The 20,007-nt window shown below is 75.4% G+C and carries 16 protein-coding genes; 10 read left to right on the top strand and 6 right to left on the bottom strand.

Annotation, left to right across the window (positions count from 1 at the left end):
• Positions 1–35: 35 nt before the first annotated feature.
• From OO57_RS21795 to OO57_RS21815, 5 genes are all read right to left on the bottom strand, one after another.
• Positions 36–3,011 (bottom strand): tetratricopeptide repeat protein, encoded by a 2,976-nt coding sequence (locus OO57_RS21795; RefSeq protein WP_033254261.1) that lies wholly within the window; start codon positions 3,009–3,011, stop codon positions 36–38.
• Positions 3,011–4,960, bottom strand: a complete 1,950-nt coding sequence (locus OO57_RS21800; protein WP_081973859.1) for an HSP90 family protein — start codon at positions 4,958–4,960, stop codon at positions 3,011–3,013. Before OO57_RS21800 ends, OO57_RS21795 begins: the two co-directional genes overlap by 1 nt.
• Before the next feature lie 103 nt (positions 4,961–5,063).
• Positions 5,064–6,077: a hypothetical protein gene (locus tag OO57_RS21805; RefSeq protein ID WP_051778064.1), complete on the bottom strand. Its 1,014-nt coding sequence runs from the start codon at positions 6,075–6,077 to the stop codon at positions 5,064–5,066.
• Positions 6,078–6,344: 267 nt separating this feature from the next.
• Positions 6,345–7,985 (bottom strand): amidohydrolase, encoded by a 1,641-nt coding sequence (locus OO57_RS21810; protein WP_033254262.1) that lies wholly within the window; start codon positions 7,983–7,985, stop codon positions 6,345–6,347.
• Positions 7,986–8,031: 46 nt separating this feature from the next.
• The gene (locus OO57_RS21815) at positions 8,032–9,597 is read right to left on the bottom strand and encodes an APC family permease (RefSeq protein WP_033254263.1); all 1,566 of its coding nucleotides are present in this window, start codon (positions 9,595–9,597) and stop codon (positions 8,032–8,034) included.
• Between the two features lie 183 nt (positions 9,598–9,780).
• Between OO57_RS21815 and OO57_RS21820 the strand changes: the two genes are divergently transcribed.
• The 7 genes from OO57_RS21820 to OO57_RS21855 all read left to right on the top strand — a co-directional run bounded on the left by OO57_RS21820 (position 9,781) and on the right by OO57_RS21855 (position 14,644).
• On the top strand, positions 9,781–10,542 hold the full coding sequence (locus OO57_RS21820) for a TetR/AcrR family transcriptional regulator (protein ID WP_051778065.1): 762 nt from the start codon (positions 9,781–9,783) through the stop codon (positions 10,540–10,542).
• A 272-nt stretch (positions 10,543–10,814) separates the two neighbouring features.
• Positions 10,815–11,180 (top strand): STAS/SEC14 domain-containing protein, encoded by a 366-nt coding sequence (locus OO57_RS21825; RefSeq protein ID WP_033254264.1) that lies wholly within the window; start codon positions 10,815–10,817, stop codon positions 11,178–11,180.
• A 35-nt stretch (positions 11,181–11,215) separates the two neighbouring features.
• On the top strand, positions 11,216–11,605 hold the full coding sequence (locus OO57_RS21830) for a VOC family protein (RefSeq protein WP_033254265.1): 390 nt from the start codon (positions 11,216–11,218) through the stop codon (positions 11,603–11,605).
• A gap of 48 nt (positions 11,606–11,653) precedes the next feature.
• Positions 11,654–12,439 carry a hypothetical protein gene (locus tag OO57_RS21835; protein ID WP_033254266.1) on the top strand — a complete coding sequence of 262 codons (786 nt, stop codon included), beginning with the start codon at positions 11,654–11,656 and terminating at the stop codon, positions 12,437–12,439.
• A gap of 43 nt (positions 12,440–12,482) precedes the next feature.
• On the top strand, positions 12,483–13,184 hold the full coding sequence (locus OO57_RS21840) for a hypothetical protein (protein WP_033254267.1): 702 nt from the start codon (positions 12,483–12,485) through the stop codon (positions 13,182–13,184).
• Positions 13,185–13,366: 182 nt separating this feature from the next.
• Complete coding sequence (locus OO57_RS44000; RefSeq protein WP_051778066.1) at positions 13,367–14,077, top strand: hypothetical protein; 711 nt, start codon at positions 13,367–13,369, stop codon at positions 14,075–14,077.
• Between the two features lie 36 nt (positions 14,078–14,113).
• Positions 14,114–14,644 carry an NUDIX hydrolase gene (locus OO57_RS21855; RefSeq protein WP_033254268.1) on the top strand — a complete coding sequence of 177 codons (531 nt, stop codon included), beginning with the start codon at positions 14,114–14,116 and terminating at the stop codon, positions 14,642–14,644.
• 66 nt (positions 14,645–14,710) lie between these two features.
• Here the strand turns inward: OO57_RS21855 and OO57_RS42775 are convergent, their stop codons facing one another.
• Positions 14,711–15,991 (bottom strand): hypothetical protein, encoded by a 1,281-nt coding sequence (locus OO57_RS42775; protein WP_033254269.1) that lies wholly within the window; start codon positions 15,989–15,991, stop codon positions 14,711–14,713.
• Between the two features lie 528 nt (positions 15,992–16,519).
• Between OO57_RS42775 and OO57_RS21865 the strand changes: the two genes are divergently transcribed.
• The 3 genes from OO57_RS21865 (at position 16,520) to OO57_RS21875 (ending at position 19,936) form a co-directional block, all read left to right on the top strand.
• Positions 16,520–18,109: an amino acid adenylation domain-containing protein gene (locus tag OO57_RS21865; RefSeq protein ID WP_081973860.1), complete on the top strand. Its 1,590-nt coding sequence runs from the start codon at positions 16,520–16,522 to the stop codon at positions 18,107–18,109.
• A 157-nt stretch (positions 18,110–18,266) separates the two neighbouring features.
• A complete protein-coding gene (locus OO57_RS21870; protein ID WP_051778068.1) occupies positions 18,267–18,551 on the top strand; it encodes an acyl carrier protein in 285 nt (94 codons plus the stop codon).
• A complete protein-coding gene (locus tag OO57_RS21875; RefSeq protein WP_234337449.1) occupies positions 18,548–19,936 on the top strand; it encodes a flavin monoamine oxidase family protein in 1,389 nt (462 codons plus the stop codon). Before OO57_RS21870 ends, OO57_RS21875 begins: the two co-directional genes overlap by 4 nt.
• Positions 19,937–20,007: the final 71 nt, after the last annotated feature.

Raw genomic sequence — 20,007 nt, forward strand, 5'->3', positions numbered from 1 at the left:
ATTCCCCGGCGGGCCGTCGTCGTGCCGCGGGCGGGTCAGTGGCGGGTGAGGCGGGCGCGGAGTTCGACCAGCGGCTCGGCGGCCTCGGGGGCCCCGGCGTCGCGGAACATCGCGACGGCGGCGTCCAGGCGGGCCCGGGCGGCATCGGGGCGGTCGAGGCGGTTGGCCTCCAGCAGGGCGGCGACCCGGATCGACTCGGCCCGCCCGTGGTGGGCGCCGGGGCCGTAGGCGGCGAACGCGGCGACGGCCCGCTCCATCTCGGCGAGGGCCTCCTCGTTGCGGTCCAGGCTGCTCAGGGTGCGGGCCCGGGTGTCGTGCAGGGTGCCGTCGGGGCAGCCGCTGCTGAAGTCCTGGCCCTCGCGTTCGGCGGTGCGCGCCACTTCGGCGGCCTCGTCGATCCGGGCCAGGGCCTGTTCGGCGGCCTCGGGGTGGTCGGGGCCGTGCCGGTCGGCGGTGTGGCGGGCCTGGCGCAGCAGCATGTCGAAGACGGCGTCGGCGTGCGGGGCGGTGCGGTGGCTGTCGAGGGCGCGCTGCCGGGCCAGGTCGGCGGCGGGCCACTGCTCGGCGGAGGCGAGGGCGGCGGCGGCCTCGGCGGCGACCATGGTGAGGATGTGCTTCTCGTCGAACTCGGCGACCCGGTCGGCGAGCAGCAGGTACTCCTCGGCGGCGGCCCGGGGTTCGCCGATCTCGCGCAGGCCGCGGGCCAGGGTCAGCCGGGCCTGGGCCTGCTCGCGGACGTCGAGTTCGGCGAAGCCGGGCTCCAGCAGCACGGACTCCAGGACGGCGACGCCGTCGTCGGCGCGGTCGGCGCTGCACAGCGCCTGGCCGAGCATGATGCGCGCGGAGGCGGCGGCGTCGGCCTCGCCGAGCCGGTCGTAGCGGGCGGCGGACTCGGTGAACGCGGCCGCCGCCTCGGCGGGGCGCCCCAGGCCGAGGTAGGTGCGGCCGAGGCCGTCGTGCACCCGGGCGGCGCCGGTGGAGCGGTCGCCGTACTGGGCGACCACGGCGGCGGCCCGCCGGAGGTACTCCTCGGCCTTCGCCAGGTCGCCGTCGTACATGGCGAGTTCGCCGCGCTGGCCGTGGACGTGGGCGAGCCGCCAGGGGGCGGCGGCCCGTTCGACCAGTTGCTCGGCCTCGGTGATCATCCGGTCGGCCTCGGCGGCGGCGTTGCCGCCCGGCTGGTGGCGGCCGGCCAGGAAGCGGGCCCGGGCGCCCAGCAGGCGGGCGTTGGCCTGGCGGTGCGGGAGGCCGTGCCGGGCCGCCTCGGTGTAGAGCCGTTCGAGGGTGGCCTCGGCCTCGGCGAGGGCGGCCGGGTCGGGGCCGGGGCCGTCGGGGCCGCCCTCGGCGGCGGCCGCGAAGACGGCGCGCATCTCGGCGTTGGCCTGGAGTTGCAGCACGGCGACCAGTTCGCGGCCGCCGAACGGGACGTCGGCGGCGGCGAGTTCGGCGAGCCGGTCGCGGATGTCGTGGATCAGCGGGAGGTCTCCGGGCTGGTCGTCGTCGGGACCGGCCTGGCGGGCCCGGGCGCCGAGGGCGCGGGCGGTCAGCCCGGCCTGCTCGAACAGTTCGGCGGCCTCGGCGTACAGCGCGTTGCTCTCGGCGTCGGGGAGCCGCTCGTCGAAGGCGCGCTCCAGGGCGAGTTCGGCCCGGAGCTGGGCCAGCGGGCCGAGGCCGGTCTGCTCGGCGTCCTCGGGGTGGCGGTGCTCGGGGGCCTCGATCAGGGCGCCGATCCGGTTCCAGTGCAGGAGCGCGTCGGGGTGGTTGGTGTGGCTCAACTCGCGTGCTTTGGCGACGAGTTCGACCAGGTCGACGGGCTCGTCCGGGGTGCCGGACGGGGCCGCGGCGGGGGCCGGGAGCGGCTGCGGGGCGCCGGTGGCGGTGGCGGGGCCGGTGGCGGTGGCGGGGCCGGTGGCGCGCAGGCCCAGCGGCATCGGCTCGGCGAACAGCGGGGTGCGGGCCAGCCGGGCGCGGCGGGCCGCGCCGACCGCCGGGGTGCCGTTGCGGGCGTCGAAGCGGGCCGCCAACTCGTCGCCCTCGGTGCACAGTTCGGCGTGCAGCCGGGCGGCGGTGCGGTGCTCGCCGGGCGGCCCGGCCACCGGCACGTCGCCGTGGCCGTCCTCGACCAGGCGGCCGAGCAGGAGTTGGGCGCCGGTGAGGAAGTGCAGCCGGGAGAGCGGGTCGCCGTGCCGGTCGAAGAGGTCCCGGTTCTCGGCGAGGATCTCCAGGCCGCGCGGCTCGTTGCGGGTGAGCGCGCAGAACTCCAGGTGCAGGCCGATCGCCCGGGCGGCGCCGGAGCGGCCGCGGGCCCAGCGGTAGCCGGTCAGGTGCGCGGAGCGGGCCTCCTCGACCCGGCCGGTGCGCAGCAGCGGCAGCAGGGCGAGGGCCCGGCTGACGTGCGGCTCCTCGGAGCAGGAGCGCTCGCCGGAGAACACCGGCTGCCAGACCTCCAGGGCCCGTTCGTCGTCCCCGAGGTCGACGAAGTGCAGGGCCTGGTCGCGCAGTTCGCAGGCGTGGCAGTCGCTGTAGCGGGAGCGCCAGCGGGTCGCCCAGAGCTCGAAGGCGTCCGGCACGCCCTCGCCGGTGTGCGCGGCGAGCCGGTACTGCCGGGCGTAGTAGGGCTGGAGGTCGTGGCCCCGGTCGAGGTAGTGGGTGCGCAGTTCGCCGTGCCAGCGGCGGACCGCCTCCAGCGGCACCTCGGGGACGCTGAGCAGCGCGGCGGCGACCCACTTGTAGCGCCAGTCGGTGGCGTGGTTCTCCCAGTCGCCGAAGCTGTCGGGGTGCTCCTTGCGGAGCTTGGCGATCCGGGCGAAGGCCACCGGCAGCTTGCGCTGCTCGGCGTCGTACTCGTACGCCTCGGTCAGCTCCAGCAGGGCGACGGCGAGCAGCTCGGGGTCGTCGAACTGCTCGGCGGCGTCGACGAGTTCCTCGGCGGTGACGGTGCGCGGGCGGCCGTACGGGAGCTGGTCGTTGGCGCGCAGCGCGGCGCGGACGGCGTCGATGGTGTCGAGCATCACGACTCCTGGGGCGGCGTGGCGGGCGGGTTCGGCGCGGTGGCGTCCTGCGGCGCGGTGGCGTCCTGCGGCGCGGCGGCGTCCTGCGGGGCGGCGGGGCCGTGGCCGGGTGCGGCGGGCTCGTGGCCGAGCGTGGCGTGGTCGAGCAGGGCCAGGAAGGAGCGGTTCAGCAGCGCGGACTCGCTGGCCTTGAGCGGGCGGCGGGTGAGCAGCAGGGCCTGGCCGTACAGCGCCTCGACGGTGGTGATCGCCAGCTCGCGCTGCCGGATCCCGGCGGCCCGGCGCACCAGCGGGTTGAGGTGGTTGAGGACGAGTTGGGCGCGGGGCGCGGAGCTGCCCAGCGAGCCGAGGATGTCGGCCCACAACCCGTCGGCCTGGTCGGCGAGTTGGGTGCGGGTGCGCTCGTGCCGGGCCTCCCGGTCGTCGAGCAGCAGGGCCGGGGAGCTGCTGGGGTGGAAGGTGCGCAGGGCGACGTCGCAGTCGAAGCGGCCGAGGACCTCGCGGGCGGTGGCGAGGAACGCGGCGGCGGCCAGTTCGGTGGCCGGGTCGACGTTGTCGAGGTGCGCGGTGACGGTGGCCGGGTCGAGGTCGGCGACGGTGGTGCCGGTGCGGATCTCGGGCAGCCGGTGCACCAGGTCACGGTCGTAGGTGTAGCCGCCGTTGATGACGCCCAGGCCCGCGGCGCCCGCGATCGGGGCGACCTGGCGGAACTCCTCGACGGTGCGGGTGACCAGGACGACCGGGTGGGCGCGGGCGAACTCGTCGAGCGTGACGTTGCCGTCGGTGGTCTCGAACGGCAGCCAGGGCAGCAGCATCCGCAGCAGCTGGTCGTCGTGCCGGGCCAGCGACTTGACGGCCAGGTGGTGCACGGCCAGGAAGCGGTGCAGCAGGCCCGGGTCGCTGGCGGACAGGTCGGTCAGCCAGTCGCGGATCCGCAGGCCGAGCGCGTCGCGGACGGCAGCGAGCGTCTCGTCGGCGTACAGCGCCTCGCGGGAGGCGGTGGGGCGCAGCCGTTCGGCGTCGACCACGCAGCGCACGAAGAACGCCCACTCGGGGAGCAGTTCGTCGGCCTGGTCGGAGAGCAGCATGCCCTTGAGGTGGACGCGGTGCCCGGCCCGGCGGGACGGCGGGACGGCCTCGGGCAGCACGTAGGCGACGCCGCTGAGGCCGACCAGCGGCAGGTCCAGGTCGATGGTGTCGAGCGGGGTGAAGTCGAAGGTGTCGCGGCAGTGCGCGGTGAGCGCCTCGCGCCGGGCGGCGGGGGTGTCGTGGCGGCGGGCCCAGGGCGCGGGGGTGTCGTTGACCTGCGTGGAGCGCCCGGCGCCGTCGACGACGGTGACCTGGTGGCGCAGCAGGCTGCCGTAGTGGCGGGCCAGTTCGAGGACGCGGCGCGGGGAGGTCCACTCCTCGGCGTCGGGGCGCGGGGTGAGGGTGACGGTGGTGCCGGGCTCGGGGCGGGCCTCGGCGGGCAGGGTGGTGATGGTGTAGCGGCCGTCGGAGCGGCCGCGCCACTCGACCACCGGCGCGTCGGGGGTGCGGGCGGAGCGGGTGGTGACGGTGATCTCGTCCGCGACGACGAAGCAGGCGAGCAGGCCGATGCCGAACTGGCCGATGAACTCGGCGCGGGCGTCGGCGAGTTGACCGGCGTCCAGGGCTCCGTCGGCGGTCCGCTTGGAGCTGCGGCCGATGGTGGCGAGGAAGGTGTGCACGTCCGCCTCGGTGAGGCCGACGCCGGTGTCGGAGACCGAGAGGGCGTCGCCCGCGGTGACGGTGATCGCGGCGGGCGCGGCCGGGTCGAGGGCCTGCCGGGCGGTGATCGCGTCGACCGCGTTCTGCAGCAGTTCGCGCAGGTAGACGCGGGGGCTGGAGTACAGGTGGTGGGAGAGCAGGTCGACCAGGCCGCGCAGGTCCACCTGGAAGGTGTGCGCGCTGGGGTCGTTGGGGGTCACCGGGGCTGGTCCTTCGGCTGGTGCGGGCGGAGGTCGGTCGGGGCCGGGCCGGGCTCCGCGGGGACGGTGAGCGGCGGGGCTCGGCGGGGTCAGGGGCGCGGGGTCAGTGTCCGGCGCACTGCAGGCGGGTGCGCTGGTACACCTCCGCCGGGTCGCCCCAGTAGGCCCAGGGCAGTTCGGTGGCGAGGTCGCCCAGCTCGGTGAGGAGCAGGTTCGCGGCGGCGGGCTGACCGGCGAGCGCGAACGCCATCGCGAACTCGTTGTGGGTGACCGCCCAGTCCCGGCCGCGGACGTACGCGGGGTGCCGCACCGAGCGGTCGGCGGCCTCGTGCAGCTCGGCCCGGACGTGCTCCTGGCCCATGTACGCGGCGTCCTCCTCCGGGGGCAGCGCGAGCCAGTGCTCGACGTGCGCGCGGGCGACGAGTTCGCCGTGCGGGCTGCCCTCGGGGGCGGCGAGCATCGCGCGGCGGGCGAAGGCGTGCATCTCCTCGTGCGAGCCCTGCCACTTCTCGCACAGCTGCTGCAGGCGCTGGCGGTGCGAGGCGAGGTGGCCGGGGCTGCGGCGCAGCGCGGCCTCGAAGCGGTTGCGGGCGGCCTCCCGGTCGAGCGAGGCGCCGCGGCCGCTGATCTGCAGGAAGTACCAGGGGCCGAGCAGTTGCGGGTCGAGCTCGGCGGCCCGGTAGAGGTGCTCCTCGGCGCTCTCCAGCCGCTCGTGGAAGGTCTTCCACTGCTCCTCGGTGACGTTCCGGGCGCTGGCCCTGGTCCGCGCCTCCCAGGCCCAACTGACGTGCCGGGCGCCCTGCACCAGTTGCAGCAGCGGGTCGTCCGGGGCGGCGGCCAGCGCCTTGCCGACCAGCACCTCGGTGCCCGGGACGTCGGCGACGGCCGCGACCATCAGCGTCAGGTCGTCCTGGTCGGCGGCGGCGTCGAGGACCGCCCGGGCGGCGGGCCAGGAGCCGACCCCGGCGAAGGCGCGCAGCCTGGCCAGCTCGGTGTCGCCGAACGCCGGGTCGATGCGGGGGCGCCCCTGGGCGCCCGCGGCGGGCGGTGCGTCCGCGGCCGCCCGGCGGCCGCCGCCGGTGTCGCTGCGGCCGAGCAGCCGTGCGAACAGTCCCATTCCCCGGTCCCCTCCGAAGTGCTGTGCGTTCCCGTGGGGGCGCGCGCGTGACGGGCGCCCCGGATCGAGATTCCTATCACGTCCGTGCGACAGGTGTGCGAAGGGTTTTCCGGAGCGGACGCGGGGGACCGGCGGGGTGCGAGCTTTCAGGGGCCCGGAGCAGCACGGACTTTCCGGTGGGCTCCGGCCGGCAGCAGCTCGGACTCGCCGTTCCCCGAGCCCCTGGCTGCGCATCCCGCCGTTCTCACCGGGCTCCTGGCGGGGCTCTCACTCGGCGGTGTGCACCGCCCGTCCGCCGACGTAGGTGCGCAGGACGCGGGTGTCGGCGATCTCCTCGGTGGGGGCGGCGAACGGGTCGCGGTCGAGGACGACCAGGTCGGCGAGGTTGCCGGGGCGCAGCACGCCGGTGTCGTCGAGGCCGTTGAGGTGGGCGGTGCCCGCGGTGTAGGCGGCGAGGGCGGTGGCCAGGTCGAGGCGCTGTTCGGGCAGGAAGACGGGGACGTCGGGGGCGGCGCCGGGTTCGCGGCGGTTGACGGCGACGTGGATGCCGTCGATCGGGACGGGGCTGGAGACCGGCCAGTCGCTGCCCGCGGCGAGGGTGGCGCCGGTGCGCCGGAGGGCACCGAACGGGTACTGCCAGGTGGCGCGTTCGGGGCCGAGGAAGGGGATGGTGAGCTCGTCCATCTGGGGTTCGTGGGCGGCCCACAGCGGCTGGATGTTGGCGATCGCGCCGAGGGCGGCGAACCGGGCGAGGTCGTCGGGGTGGACGACCTGCAGGTGGGCCAGGTGGTGGCGGTTGCCGCGGCGGCCGTTGGCGGCGATCGCGGCTTCGACCGCGTCCAGGGCCTCGCGGACGGCGCGGTCGCCGAGGGCGTGGAAGTGCACCTGGAAGTCGAGCGCGTCGAGGGCGGTGACGTGCTCCTTCAGCGCGAGCGGGTCGACGAAGCTGAGGCCGCTGTTGCCGGTGGCGCAGCCGCAGCCGTCCAGGTAGGGGGCGGTGAGGGCGGCGGTGAAGTTCTCCGCGATGCCGTCCTGCATGATCTTGATCGAGCCGGCCCGGAACCGGCCGTGGCTGAACTTCTCGCGGCGGGCGACGAGTTCGGGGATCTGCTCGGCGCCGCGCTCGCGGTCCCACCACAGGGCGCCGACCACCCGGGCGGTGAGGGTGCCGTCCTGGGCGGCGGCGAGGTAGGTGCCGGACGGGTCGGGGTTGCCGCCGAACTCGCCGAGCAGGGCGTCCTGCCAGGCGGTGATGCCGAGCGAGTGCAGCATCGCCTGGGCGCGCAGCAGGCCGTCCAGGCGGTCGGCGGCGGTGGGGGCGGGGGCGTGCCGGCCGACCAGGCCGCAGGCGCCCTCCTGGAGCATGCCGCTGGGGGTGCCGTCGGCCTCGCGCTCGATCCGGCCGTCGGCGGGGTCGGGGGTGTCGCGGGTGAGTCCGGCGAGTTCCAGGGCGCGGGTGTTGGCCCAGGCGCCGTGGTGGTCGCGGTTGGAGAGGAGCACCGGGCGGTCGGGGACGACGGAGTCGAGCAGGTGCCGGGTGGGCAGGCCGCCGTCGAAGCTCTCCATCGACCAGCCGCCGCCGGTGATCCACTCCTTGTTGGGGTGGGCGGCGGCGTACTGGGCGATCCGGGCCAGGTAGTCGGCGACGGTGACGGTGCCGGTCAGGTCGCAGGCGGCCATCTCGACGCCGCCGTAGACGGCGTGCACGTGGGCGTCCTGGAATCCGGCGACCAGCAACTTGCCGTGCAGGTCGACGACTTCGGTGCCGGGGCCGATCAACTCCCGTACCTCGTCGTGCCCCACCGCGGTGATCCGCTCGCCGGTGACGGCCAGCGCGCTCGCCCGGGTGCGGGCGGCGTCGCCGGTGTGGATCGGCCCGCCGGTGAAGACCAGGTCGGCACGGTTCATGGGTGGTGCTCCGTTTTCTGATTGTGGTAAGGGAGTTGACGGTTCGTCAGGCGGTGGTGGCGGGTTCGGTTCCGGCGGGTTCGGTCCCGGCGGCGCTGTCGGCCCGGTCGGTGGCGCCGGTGAAGTACGGCGAGCGGCGGACCCAGCGCGACCAGGCGGCCGCGGCCAGGCCGGAGGCGAGCATCAGGACCGGCACGGTCAGCTCGAACCAGCCGTTGTAGGCGGTCAGTTCGAAGTGGTCGGTGGAGTCGTAGAAGGTCCAGGCGAGGTAGCCGCCGACCAGCAGCAGCACGATCGCCCCGAGCAGCGGGGCGACCACCGCCTTGAGGCCCTCGACCGGGTTCTCGCGCAGCAGGTGCCGGAAGCGCACCGCGGAGGCGATCGCGACCAGCGCGTAGTAGAGGGCGACCACGATGCCGATGGCGTTGACGGTGGCCGCGATCAGCTCGGTGACGGTCGGGATGGCCAGCGCCAGCCCGGCCAGGGCCAGCGCGATGCCGGTGATCAGCCACGTCCCGGCGGCGGGGGTGCGGTGGCGCGGGTGCAGCCGCGTCCAGACCTTGCCGAGGGTGCCGTCGCGGCCCATCGCGTAGGTCCCGCGGGCGGTCGGGATGACCGCGGCCTGCAGCGAGGCGGCCGCGGAGAAGGTCAGCGCGACCAGCGGCAGGGCGGCCAGCGGCTGGTCGGCGAGCTTGTCGGCGAAGTACGCCAGGCCGGTGGCGCCGTTGTCGGCGAGCTCGTCGATCGGCAGCACCCGCTGGAAGGCGGTGCCCGCGAACAGGAACAGGCCGAGCATCAGCAGCAGCGACAGGAAGCCGCCGCGGGTGGCGTCCTTCGGGTCGTGCACCTCCTCGCCGACGCTGAACACCGACTCGAAGCCCCAGTAGCAGAACACCGCGAGCACCATGCCCTGGGCGAGCGCCGCCGCCGACGGGATCTCGAACGGGTCGTACCAGGACAGGCTGAACGGCTGGTCACCGGCGAACAGGCCGTAGCCGCAGAACGCGATCAGCACCGCGTACTCGAAGACCAGCAGGTACTTCTGCAGCTTGGCCGCCAGGTCGAGGCCGCGGACGGCGACCACCGTCGCGGTGAGCAGCACCAGCATGCCGATCAGCGTGCACTGGAAGCTGGAGTCCGGGTCGAGCCGCACGCCGGGCAGCGCGTGCAGGCCCGCCGTCCCGGCCAGCTGGATGATCGCCGAGCCGGTGACGGTGGTGGTGTACGCCATGAAGACGACGGTGGTGACGATGTTCACCCAGCCGGTCAGGAAGCCCAGCCACGGGTTGAGCGCCTTGCCGACCCAGCGGTACGAGCTGCCCGCGTCCGGTTCGACCCGGTTGAGCCGACCGTAGCCGCAGGCGATGCCGAGGACCGGCAGGAAGGCCAGCAGCATGATGGCGGGCAGGTGCAGGCCGACCACGCCCGCCATCAGGCCCAGGCCGATGCCGATCGAGGTGGTGGCCGCCGTGCTGGACGCGGCGATCACCACCGCCGCGCCGACGCCGACCGACTTGCGCATCGCGTCCGGGCCCGCGGAGGAGCCGTCGCCGGAACCGCCGCCGGAACCGCCGTCGGGGACGGGGCCCCGGTCCTTGACCGTCGTTGCCAAAGGATCACCGCCGAGAGGTGTCGTGGGGGGACGCCCGCGGGCGGGCGCCGGGTGGGGGGGTGCGCCGAGCGACGGCGCATGGGGCGACCAGCGGGAACCGCCGGTAGGGAGGCCATGAAACCCCCGCCCCCGTCGAACGTCAATGCTGTTGTCGTAAGGGTGGATGCCCTAGGCTCACGGGCCATGACCGACCGCCCCGCCCGCCCCGACCGTCCTGCCGAGCGCCCTGTCGAGCGCCCTGCCGAGCGCTCCGACCGCGTCGTCCCCGAGACCGCGCGCCGCCGCCGACGCCCCACCAAGCAGGGCACCGTGCTCTCCGAGCAGGTCATCGTCGACACCGCGCTGCGCCTGGTCGGCCAGCACGGCGCCCAGGCGTTCACCGTCCGCCGCCTGGGCCTCGCGCTCGGCGCCGACCCCAGCGCGATCTACCGCTACTTCCACAGCTCCGACGACCTGCTGCTCGCCGTCGCCGACGAACTCATCGGCCTCGGCCTCGACGGCTGGCAGCCCACCGGCGACTGGCGCGCCGACCTGCGCGAGGTCGGGCTGCGCATCCACGCCCGCTCGCTCGCCCACCCGCAGGCCGCCGTCCTCGCCGCGTACCGCACCACCGGCCGGGCCAACGAGATCCGCGCCATCGAGACCATGCTCGGCATACTGCGCGAGGCCGGGTTCCCCGACCCCGACGCGGTCAGCCTCTACCACGCCTTCATCGACCAGGCGCTCGGCTTCGCCGTCCTCGACTCCGCCGCGATCGCCCTGCCCGCCCCCGCCCAGCACGCCGACAGCGGCGTCTGGGACACCGCCTACCGCGGCCTCTCCCCCGACACCCACCCGCACATCGCCGCCACCGCCGACCTGCTCGCCGCCGACATGCGGCGCAGCGCCTACCCCCTCGCCCTCGACCTGCTGCTCGACGCACTCGCCGCCCGCCTGCCCTCCTGATCCGGCTCGCCCTCCTGACCCGCCGTCCCGCACCCCTCCGGCGAGTTCCGGATCACCACGCTGTACTCCGTCCCCGACGAGGACCCGGCCCGGGAGCCCACGGTGTGCGCCTGCGCGCCGAACTCGCCCCGGACGACCTCGCCGACGTCCTGCGGCACGCCTTCGGCCGCGCGCCGGAGGACGCCTGACGGGCCGAACCCCCCGGCGCGCCGCCGGTTTTCGGGGCGGGCGGCCGTCGTAGGGTCGGAGGCCCGACCACCTGGAGCGATGCGATGATCAACGCCCTTCCCGACCTGCCGCCCGGACTGCTGGGGTTCGAACTCGGGCCCGGCTCGCTGCACGCCGAGGACTACCGGGACGTGCTGCTGCCCGCGCTGGAACGGGCCGCCGGGGAGGGCGACGGGATCCGGCTGGTGCTGGTCGTGCCGGAGTTCGACGGGATGTCCGGCGGCGCGCTGTGGCAGGACCTCAAGCTGGGGGTCGAACACCTGCGGGCCTGGAAGCGGCTCGCGCTGGTCACCGACATCGGCTGGATGTCGCACCTGACCGGTATGTTCGGCTGGATGGTGCCCGGCGAGACCCGGGTGTTCCCGCTCGCCGAACGGGCGGCGGCGGTTGGCTGGGCCGCCGCGTCCTGACCTCGCTCCCCTCCCACCCCTGCGAGGAGAACCGCATGCGCATCCACCTCACCTCGGTCTTCGTCGAGGACCAGGCCGAGGCACTCGCCTTCTACACGGGCGTGCTGGGCTTCGTGAAGAAGCACGACGTCCCGCTCGGCGGCGGCGCCCGCTGGCTGACGGTGGTCTCGCCCGAACAGCCCGACGGCACCGAGCTGTTGCTGGAGCCCTCCGGCCACCGCGCCGTCCCCCCGTACAAGGCGGCCCTGCGCGAGGACGGCATCCCCGCCGCGTCCTTCGCCGTCGACGACGTCCCCGCCGAGTACGAGCGCCTGCGCGCCCTGGGCGTGGTCTTCACCCAGGAGCCGACCGCCATGGGCCCGGTCACCACCGCGGTCTTCGCCGACACCTGCGGCAACCTGATCCAGATCGTGCACGCCCCGTAGCCGTGGACCCCGGGCCCCGCCCGGCCCGTCCTCCGCTACCCTCCCCCCGTGATCATCGAGGGAAAGCGCCCGGGCGGCGCGAGCTGGTGGGGGGTCGTCGCGGAGCGGGCCCGGGCCTGCGGGTGGCAACTGCTGGCGGTGGTGGCGGTGTCGGCGGCGGTCGAGGTCACCGTCGAAGTGGCCACGTACGCGGTGCCGCAGGACGACGCGGTGCGCGTGGTGCGCATCGTGCTGCTCGTACTGCTGTCGGCCTGCGAGTACGGTCCGGCGATGCGGCTGCTGGCCTTCGGGCCGCGGTCGGCGGCCGTACTGCGGGTGCCGCCGCGGCAGTTGGGCCTGATGGCGCTGTGGTCGGCGCTGCTGTCGGTATCGGTCCTGTCGGAACTGCTGCTGGTCTTCTCCCCGGAGGCGGCCTTCGACCTGTACCGGGGGCCGCAGTGGCCCGCGGTCGTGATCCTGGCCCTGCTCGGGGGCGCGGTGGCCGCGCCGCTGCCCGCTGCCGTGTTCCTGGAGGGCGGCGGGCTGCGCGCCTCCTGGCGGCTGCTGCGCGGCGGCTGGCCGACCGCCCTGCGGCTGTGCGCGGTCGCGCTCTGCGGGGCCGTCGCCGAACTGCTGGTCCAGGAGCTGTACGTGGACGTCTTCTTCGCGAGCGGGTCCCCCTTCCTCGCACTGGTGACGCGGGCGCTCGTGGTCCCGCTGCACTTCGCGCTCCTGCTGGCGCTGTTCGCCACCTACCTGCGCTCGCCCGCCGCCCGGCCCGCCGTGCCGCTCGACGGCCCTCCGGCCGAGCAGTCGTCCGCGTACCCGCCGGTGGACGCGGCGTTCGGACGCTGAGGGCGGGGCCGGGGCCCCGGGGGCGGTCCGGTAGCGTCGGGGCGTGGTCAACGACGTTGCGGGGCAGGGTTCGGCGTGGTGGGCGGTCGTGCGGGAGCTGGCGGCGGCCTGCTGGTGGCGGCTGCTCGTGGTGAACGTGGTGTTCCTGGTCGCGGTGAACGTGCTGAACGCCCTCGTCGGTTCGGCCGGGGCGGCGCCGGAGGCCGCGGCGGTGCTGCTGTTCGCGGCCGGGTCGGTGCTCTCGGCGTGGCGGTGGTCGGCCCAACTGCGGGTGCTGGGAGGGGAGTCGGATCCGCTGACGGCGTTCCGGACGGACCGTTCGCCGGTGCTGCGGCTGGCCCTGCTGTCGTCCGCGGTGAACCTGCCCGGGCTGCTCTGGCTGCTGTCCGTGCTGTTCCCGGGCGGGTACGAGTCGCTGGCGCGGCCCCTGCTGCCGGTGCTGGACCCGATCGCGCTGTACCTGGCCGCGGTGGCCGCGATGCTGCCGATGGCGGTGCTGCTGGAGGGCCGCGACCTGCGCCGCTCCTGGCAGCTGCTGCACGGCAGTTGGGCGTCCGCGCTGCGGATCGGCCTGGTGGTGCTGGGCCAGGCGGCGCTGACCCGGATGGTGCCGGGGGCGATCCTGATGCTGCTGCTGGACCCGGCCTGCGCGGTGCTGCTGTTCGCGTCCTACCGGCTCTCCCTGCGCGGGGGCGGTGGCGGGGGCGCGGGCGGTGCCGCGGCCGTGGCGGGGAAGTCGGGCTGACGGGCTGACGGGCTGACGGGCCGTCCGGCCTCCGGCGGGGACGACAGTTCGGTGGCGGACGAACCGTGCAGGTCGCTGCGGGGACCGGGCAGAACGGGCGGTGGCGATTCTCCGCTCCCCCGGGCGGGTTGGTATGTTCTCCGACCGTCGTCACCGAAACTGTTGTCCCACGGGGGGATTCCTTGAACACGCGCACCCGCACCCGTCGGCTCGCCGCCGCCGCAGGCCTGCTGACCGTCGCCCTGGTCGCCACCGGCTGCGGCCCGGACGACAGCTCGGACACCGGCTCGGGCACCGCCCCGACCACCGCCGCGGCGGCCACCACGGCGGCCCCCGCCGACGCGCCCTCCGATGCGGCCGCCGACGCGCCCTCCGCAGCGCCCGCCGACCCGAGCAGCGCTGCAAGCGGCGGCGCGACCAAGCCCGCTGCGGCCGCGCCCGCCGGCGGACAGGCCGTCAGCCCCGCCGACGAGGCCGCGTTCGAGGAGGCCAGCATGGACACCGCGGGCTGCGCCGCGTACTACAGGACGCACCAGGTGCTGCTGGTCACCTCGGCGGCGGGCAGCCAGATCAAGGGCACCAAGGTGAAGACCGAGTGCAGCCAGTACGGCCTGCTGCTGGACACCTCCGGCCCGGACACCACCTTCAAGGTCGCCGCCAACGCCTCGGTGGTGATGTTCGTGAAGCCCAGCGGCAACAAGACGGGCTACCCGCGCTACACCGCGCAGAAGGTGTCCTTCGCCGAGTACGCGAAGACCCGCAAGCCCTGCTTCGACATCCCCGAGCCGGACGGCCGCCCGGCCGGCCTCCAGTGCGGTCCGCTCTTCATCTACAGCGCCGACAGCAGCGGCACCGTCACCTCGATGCACGAGACCTGGGAGGTCGTCGACTGACGGCCGATCGGCCGGGCAGGGCCTAAAGTCGGAGCCATGACGCCGCATCCCGATGGCACCCCGTACGCCCGGCGGAGCACCTCGCGCATCCTGCTGCTCGACGACCGGGACCGCCTGCTGCTGCTCTGCTCCCGCGACCCGCGGCCGGGCGGCGACCGCTGGTGGTTCACGGTCGGCGGCGGCATCGAGGAGGGCGAGGACTCGCTGGCCGCCGCCGTCCGGGAGTTGTGCGAGGAGACCGGGCTGGACCTGCCCGCCGAGCGCCTCGGCCCGTTGGTCATGACCCGCAGCACCCGGTTCACCTTCAACGGCCGCCGCTGCTGCCAGTGGGAGGAGTACCGCCTGCTGCGGCTCACCGCCGCCGAGACCGCCGCCGTCCGGGTCGACCCCGGCGAGGCCAGGTTCGGCCACCGCTGGTGGAGCGTCGCGGAGTTGGCGGATACCGACCAGGTCGTCCGCCCCCGCCACCTGGCCGCCCTGCTCACCGGTCTGCTCCGCGACGGCCCGGGCCCGACCCCGCTGGACCTCGGCGAGGTCGACGACGACGCGGACCAGGCCCTCAACTGAGCCCCGTCCGGCGGGCGTTGCGGGGCGCGGGCCGCCGGGCGCGCGGCACCTCGGCGGGCAGCTCCGTCAGGCGGGTGCCACCCGGGCGGGGCGGTCGGTGAGGGCGAGGAGCAGCGCGGCCGCGGCGGGGAGGGCGACCATGGCGCGGAGCAGTCCGCTCTCGGGGTAGGTGTCGTGGCGCAGGTGCAGGGCGAGGTGGGCGGCGGCGAGGCCGAGGGCGCAGGCGGGGACGAGGGAGAGGGCTGCGGCGCGGATCCGGCGGTCGGCGAGGGCGGCCAGGGCCACCAACAGGGCTGCGGCGGCGGCGAGTCGGGGGTGCGCGTAGCCGAGGCCGTAGCGGACGGCGAGGGCCGGGGGCAGGAACAGGACGAGCGTCCGGTGCAGCAGGACGGTGAGCGCGGCGGTGCCGGGGCCGACGGCGGTCGGGGCGGCGGTGCCGGGGTCGACGGCGGTCGGGGCGGCGGTGCCGGGGTCGACGGCGGTCGGGGCGGCGGGGCGGCGGCGGCCGTACGCGGTGGCGGCGAGGACGGTCAGGGCGAGTGCGGCCTCGGGCCAGCGGCCGGGCAGGTGGCGGAGGTTGTAGAGCAGCGCGGTGTCGTAGACGACCATCACGAGGGTGCCGACGGCCCACAGTTCGGCGGCGAAGCGGAGCAGGCCGAGGGTGCCCGGGCGCCGTTCCGCCCCGGGGGCGCGGCGGGCGGTGCGGAGCAGCAGCGGTGCGGTGCACAGGGCCGACAGCACCCGGATCGTCACGTCCTGGACGGTCCACGGGTTGCGCAGCGCCCATTCGACGGCGGCGAACACCAGGGTGTACGAGGCGGTGGCCGTCCACACCACGGCGGGTGAGCCGAGGACGCGGCGCAGCAGGGCGGGGCTGAGGCGGTGCAGCACCGTCGCGTAGGCGAGCAGCACGAACGGCAGCTCCAGGAAGGCCTGCACGCGCAGCACGGTGGGCGCGAACAGCCCGGGCACCGGCAGGTGCGCGGCCAGCGCCCGGACGGCCGGGTTTCCGGTCGGTTCGGCGAACCAGCCGGGCGGCAGGTAGCGGGTGACGTATCCGGCGTCCCCGCCGTGCACCCGCAGCAGGTAGACGGAGCAGAGCAGTTGGTTCAGGTAGATCAGTGCGGTCACCGCTGCCAGCAGCACCTCCGGCCGGAGGAAGGCGGGCCGGTGGAAGACGGGTCGATGGGAGGCGGGCCGGGCGGCAGCGGCGCCGGGCGGGGGCGGGGGTGCAGGGGCAGGGGCAGGGGCGGAGGCGGGGGCGCGCAGGGTGCGGGGGCCGAGCAGCAGGGCGGCACCGGTGGAGCCGAGGACCGCGGCATCGACCAGCAGCACGGTGGTCTTCATTCAAGGGATGCTACTGCCGCCCGTCACGCCCCGTTACTTCGGGTGGCCCGGGCCGAGCGGCGGGCGGAGGCGGAGGGGTGGGATCCGGGGCCGGTGGGGGCGCGGCCCGCCGGGGGCTTTCGGCGGGCCGCTCCCCGTTCCGGGAATTCGCCGTTCGGGGCCCGGTCGGGAAAAGTCGGTTCGGACACCAAGCACGCGTGACCGGTCGGGTCCGCTATCGCGCGGACGGAATTCTCCTCCCCCTTCCGCCCCGCCGCCGGAGGGTGCTTCGGGTTCGTCGACGAACCGTCGCTCCCCGCGCGCGGCGGCGCGCGCGGGCGGAGCGGCGCCACGCCCGGGGAGCCCGGACCGGGCACTTCGGGTTGATCACTGAACGTGATCAAGGAGTGGATGGGCGGCCTTCACGGGCCGATCACGGATCCCCCGGATAACCCGTCCAACAGCCATTGTGGGCCCGGATCACGGGGGGTAGAGTCCGGGTTCGCCGAAGCACGGACGGGCACCTCTGGGCATTTTCTTGGAGCGGGCATGTCAAAGAACGGCGGTGTCGACCAAGCGGGTTCCGACCTGTTCGACGCGTTCGCGGATACCGCTCTCCGGTGGCCCGAACGCGTCGCGGTCGAGTCCCCAGGAAGCACCCTCAGCTACCGTCAACTCGCGTTGTCTGCCAGCAGGTTGGCGGCTGCGCTGGGTGACCGTCCGGGCCCGGTCGCGGTGTCGGCCGGGCACGCGCCGGAGACCGTGGTCGCCCTGCTGGGCGTCCTCGCGGCGGGCGGCACGTACGTCCCGCTGGATCCGGCCTTCCCACTGGAGCGGCAGCGCCGGATGGTCGCGGCCGCCCGCTGCACCGCCCTGGTGGGGGCGGCCGGGCAGGCGGCGGCGCTCGGGCTCGCGCACGTCGAGCCGGTGGGGGAACTCCCCCATCCGGACGGGGAGTTACCGGCGGCGGTGGCCGTCGGTCCGGAGGATCCGGCGTACCTGCTGTTCACCTCCGGGTCGACCGGGCAGCCGAAGCCGGTGCTGACGCCGCGCCGGGCGGTCTCGGCGGTGGTCGGGTCGCTGCGCGGGCTGTTCGGGGTGGGGCCCGCGGACCGGGTGCTGCAGTTCGCCTCGCTGAACTGGGACACCTGCTTCGAGGAGATCCTGCCCGCCCTGACCTCCGGCGCCCGGCTGGTCTTCGACCCGGAGGCGCACTCGGCCTCCTTCCCCCGGCTGCTGCGGGCGGTGGAGCGGCGCGGCGTCACCGTGCTGGACCTGCCCACCGCGTTCTGGCACGAACTGGTGCTGCACCTCGCGGAGGACGGCCCGGACGCCGAACTCCCGTCCTGCCTGCGGCTGGTGGTGATCGGCGGCGAGGCCGCCGACCCGGCCAGGCTGGCGGACTGGAGCCGGCTGGCGGACAGCGCCCGGATCCGGCTGCTGAACACCTACGGCTGCACCGAGACCACCCTGATCACCCACGCGGTGGACCTGCTCGGCCCCGACACCCCGGAGCCGGGCCGCCCGTGGGACGCGGCCGAGCGCGCGCCGATCGGCCGCGCCCTGCCGCACGTCGAGGAACTGGTCACCGCCGAGGGCGAGTTGCTGATCGGCGGCCCGGCCCTGGCGTCCGGCTACCCCGGCCTGCCGGAGACCACCGCGGAGCGCTTCGTCGAACGGGCGGGGCGGCGCTGGTTCCGGACCGGCGACCGGGTCTCCCGGGCCCCGGACGGGGTGCTGGCGCACCGCGGGCGGATCGACCACGAGGTCAAGATCCGCGGCATCCGGGTCGACCCGGCCGAGGTGGAGACCGCACTCGGCGCCCACCCCCGGGTGGGCCTGGCCGCGGTCACCGCCACCACCCTGGCCGGACGCACCGCACTGGTCGCCTACGTCGTCCCGCGCCCCCGCGGCGACGGCGAAGCGCCCCCGACCACCGAGGAACTCCTGCGCCACCTGCGGGAGTTCCTGCCCGAACACCTCGTCCCGAGCCGACTGACCGTCGTCCCGGACCTGGCCCGCACCACCGGCGGCAAGATCGACCGCGCCGCCTCGCACCGCCTGTACGGCAGTACCAGTACCAGTACCAGCACCACTACGAGCACCACTACGAGCACCAGCACCGCAGTGCTTTCCTGAACGCCTTTTCCCCAGGCAGCAACTGACGAACCGTCAGGCTCTGCCACCGCACCGCCCGCGCACCACCTCGCGCACGCCCTGCACCTCCGCACAGCGCACCACGCACCGCTGGCACCACTGGACCACGCGCACCCCGCACCGGTCGAAGGAGACCCCGATGAGCCTCGACACGCCCGCCGCCGCACCCGCCCCCTCGGACACCGATCCACTGCTCGACTCACTGACGGCGGTGTTCCGCCGCGTCCTGGAGCTGGCGGAGGTGCCCGCGGACGGCAACTTCTTCCTGCTGGGCGGGGATTCACTGGTCGCCACCCGGGTGCTGAGCGCGGTGGCGCGCACCCACGGCGTCGAGCTGACCTTCGACGAGTTCCTCGTCGACCCGACCCCGGCGGGCCTCGCCGCCCGCGTCGCGGCCGCCACGGCCGTCGCGGGCGCCCGGTGAGCGCCGCGGCGCTCTCCCCCGCCTCCGACTCCCCCTCCGCCGGTGCGCTGCGTTCGGCGGTCGTGGTCGGCGCCGGCCTGGCCGGGCTGACGGCCGCCGTGGAGCTGGCGGAGCGCGACGTGCGGGTGACGGTGCTGGAGGCCCGGGAGCGGGTCGGCGGGCGGGCCCGGGGGATCGAGGTGGCGCCCGGCCGGTGGGTCGACGCGGGCGCCGCGTACCTGGGCGACCGGCACACCGAGCTGCACGCCCTGCTGGCCGCCTGCGACCTGAAGACCGCGCCGACCGAGATGGCGGGCGCGGCCCGGTTCGCACTGGGCTCCCCCGAGGCGCCCGCCGCGACCGTCGAGGGCCGCTTCCCGCCGCTGAACGCGGTCGCCCTGGGCGACCTGTTCGAGCAGTTGGAGGAGCTGGCGGCGGCCGTCCGCCCGGAGGCGCCCTGGCTGACGCCGGACGCCGAGCGGCTGGACGCGCTGACCGCCGCCGACTGGGCGCAGCAGCAACTCCCGCACCCGGACGCCCGGTTGTTCTTCCCGCTGTTCCTGGGCGAGATGATGGCGGCCGACCCGGCGAAGGTGTCGGTCCTGCACATGGCCTTCTACCTGCGTTCGGGCGGCGGCCTGCGCTACCTGAACGCCTTCGCGGGCGGCGCCCAGCAGGACCGGGTCGCGGGCGGCGCGCACCGGCTGTGCGAGCGGCTGGCCCGGCGGCTGCTGGCGGCGGGCGGGGTGCTGCGCACCGCCGAGCCGGTGCTGTCCGTGGAGCAGTCCGACGGTGAGGTCACCGTCCGTACGCCGGAGGGGAGTTACCGGGCGCAGGCGGCGGTGGTGGCGGTGCCGCCGCTGCTCGCGGACGCGATCGAGTACCGTCCGGGGCTGCCGGTGCGGCGGGCCGGTGCGCGGACCGGGCGGGGGTGCGCGGTGAAGCTGCACCTGGTGTTCCCGGAGCCGGTGTGGCGGGCGCACGGCCTGTCCGGCTGGTCGGTGAACGCGGCCGGTCCGCTGCTGTCCACCGTGGACGACACCCCGCCGGAGGGTTCGCCCGGCGTGCTGACCGGCTTCGTGACCGGTGCGGAGGCGCACCGCTTCGCTGCTCTGCCGCCCGCCGAGCAGCGGGCGGCGGCGGTGGCGCAGGCCCGGCGGCTGTTCCCGGTGCTGCCCGAGCCGGTCGGGTTCCACGTCACCGACTGGGTCAACGAGCCGTGGAGCAGGGGCTGTTACGCGGCCCTGTTCGGCCCCGGCGACTGGTCGGCGCTCGGGCCGGCGCTGACCGCCCCGCACGGCCGGGTGCGGTTCGCGGGCACCGAGACCAGCACCGAGTTCTTCGGCCTGCTGGAGGGCGCGGTCCGGTCCGGCCGCCGGGCGGCCGCCGAGCTGCTCGACCTCTGACGCCCCGTCGTCCTTCCACCTTTTCCGGCCCGTTCGGACCTTTCCCCGACCGGTGCGCGCCCCGCGAGGGC

Source organism: Kitasatospora phosalacinea (assembly GCF_000717185.1).
Classification (GTDB): Bacteria; Actinomycetota; Actinomycetes; order Streptomycetales; family Streptomycetaceae; genus Kitasatospora; species Kitasatospora phosalacinea_A.

What these genes read in the sequence shown, in the direction of transcription:
- OO57_RS21795 (WP_033254261.1), bottom strand. Translation starts at nt 3,011, where the DNA reads ATGCTCGACACCATCGACGCCGTCCGCGCCGCGCTGCGCGCCAACGAC.
- OO57_RS21805 (WP_051778064.1), bottom strand. Translation starts at nt 6,077, where the DNA reads ATGGGACTGTTCGCACGGCTGCTCGGCCGCAGCGACACCGGCGGCGGC.
- OO57_RS21810 (WP_033254262.1), bottom strand. Translation starts at nt 7,985, where the DNA reads ATGAACCGTGCCGACCTGGTCTTCACCGGCGGGCCGATCCACACCGGC.
- OO57_RS21820 (WP_051778065.1), top strand. Translation starts at nt 9,781, where the DNA reads ATGACCGACCGCCCCGCCCGCCCCGACCGTCCTGCCGAGCGCCCTGTC.
- OO57_RS21825 (WP_033254264.1), top strand. Translation starts at nt 10,815, where the DNA reads ATGATCAACGCCCTTCCCGACCTGCCGCCCGGACTGCTGGGGTTCGAA.
- OO57_RS21830 (WP_033254265.1), top strand. Translation starts at nt 11,216, where the DNA reads ATGCGCATCCACCTCACCTCGGTCTTCGTCGAGGACCAGGCCGAGGCA.
- OO57_RS21855 (WP_033254268.1), top strand. Translation starts at nt 14,114, where the DNA reads ATGACGCCGCATCCCGATGGCACCCCGTACGCCCGGCGGAGCACCTCG.
- OO57_RS42775 (WP_033254269.1), bottom strand. Translation starts at nt 15,991, where the DNA reads ATGAAGACCACCGTGCTGCTGGTCGATGCCGCGGTCCTCGGCTCCACC.
- OO57_RS21865 (WP_081973860.1), top strand. Translation starts at nt 16,520, where the DNA reads ATGTCAAAGAACGGCGGTGTCGACCAAGCGGGTTCCGACCTGTTCGAC.
- OO57_RS21870 (WP_051778068.1), top strand. Translation starts at nt 18,267, where the DNA reads ATGAGCCTCGACACGCCCGCCGCCGCACCCGCCCCCTCGGACACCGAT.